The sequence below is a fragment of the Gordonia cholesterolivorans genome, assembly GCF_039531975.1.
Classification (GTDB): Bacteria; Actinomycetota; Actinomycetes; order Mycobacteriales; family Mycobacteriaceae; genus Gordonia; species Gordonia sihwensis.
Genome location: NZ_BAAARB010000057.1, coordinates 1 through 1,298, shown reverse-complemented (window position 1 = coordinate 1,298; position 1,298 = coordinate 1). Strand labels below are relative to the sequence as shown.

Here is a 1,298-nt window from a genome sequence, read left to right as displayed (position 1 = left end):
TGAAGCGCCCTGGGTTCCGTTCCGAGTCTCAGCAAGGAGAATCGGAGTATGCCCAAGAAGTTCAGTCCAGAGCTGCGTGAGCGTGCCGTGCGCATGGTCTACGACCGCCAAGCCCGCGAGGGCGGCCCTCGCGCAGCATCGATCCGTGCCGTCGCGCCGCAGCTCGGTGTCGGCACAGAGACGCTGCGGATCTGGTGCAATCGCTACGGCGCCACCGAGCCGGTCGGACCGGGAGAGCCGCTCGAGGAGGAGAATCGCCGTCTCCGGCGGGAGCTCGCCGAGGCGCGACGTGCGAACGAGATCCTGAAGGCCGCCTCAGCGTTTTTCGCAGCGGAACTCGACCGCCCCACGACGAAATGATCGCGTTCGTCGACATGCATCGCGAGAAGTTCGGGGTCGAGGCCATCTGCCGCATCCTCAGTGCGACAGAATGTGGGTTCATCACCTCCCGCGGATACCGCGCTGCCAAGAACAGGCCGGCCTCCGCTCGCAGCGTTCGGGACGAGATGCTGGCGGAGGAGGTGCAGCGGATTCATCAGGCGAACTACAGCGTCTATGGGGTCCGGAAGATGTGGCACGCAATGCGCCACGCAGGATGGAACGTCGGTCGCGACCAGGTCGCGAGGCTGATGAAGATCGCCGGCCTGCAGGGCGTTCGCCGAGGTCGAAAGCCCGTCACCACCTGCTCCGCAGACGGAGATGACCAGCGCCCGGACCTCGTTGAACGGCGGTTCGTCGCGGATCGACCGCAGCAGCTTTGGGTCGCCGACATCACCTACGTCCGGATGCTCTCCGGGTTCTGCTACGTCGCATTCGTTACCGATGTCTTCAGTCGCAGAATTGTCGGCTGGGCGGTCGCGCCCACGCTCCACACGGAGTCTCTGCCATTGCTCGCACTGGAGCATGCACTGCAGTCCACCGGGGTGAGCAGGAACGAAAGCGGATTGATCCACCATTCCGACAGGGGTAGTCAATACGTTTCGCTCGCCTATTCGGACGCTCTGCTCGCCGCGGGAGTTACGGCTTCAGTAGGTACCGTCGGCGATAGCTACGATAACGCGCTGGCCGAGACAGTGAACGGCCTATACAAGGCGGAGTTGATCTACTCCAAGCGGATCTGGGAGTCAGTCAGCGAGGTTGAGCTCGCCACGATGGGCTGGGTCCACTGGTGGAACACCTCCCGGCTCCACGAAGCTCTCGGCTACCGCACCCCGGCGAACGTCGAAGCGACCTACACTCACACCACGACGACCGCGCCCGCGACCGTGTAACCACGGAACGAAACCCAGGGCGCTTCA

1 protein-coding gene and 1 other annotated feature are annotated in these 1,298 nt (G+C 64.0%); the gene reads left to right on the top strand.

Annotated features, from left to right (window positions below; translation table 11 throughout):
* Nucleotides 1-48 precede the first annotated feature (48 nt).
* Nucleotides 49-1,271, top strand: a protein-coding gene (locus ABFX36_RS18870; RefSeq protein ID WP_085948520.1) for an IS3 family transposase whose coding sequence is annotated in 2 segments (ribosomal slippage) — nt 49-328 and nt 328-1,271 — 1,224 coding nt in all. Because the reading frame shifts where the segments join, the coding sequence is not laid out codon by codon here.
* Nucleotides 318-451, top strand: a sequence feature (AL1L pseudoknot). Its footprint overlaps the gene before it by 134 nt.
* Nucleotides 1,272-1,298: the final 27 nt, after the last annotated feature.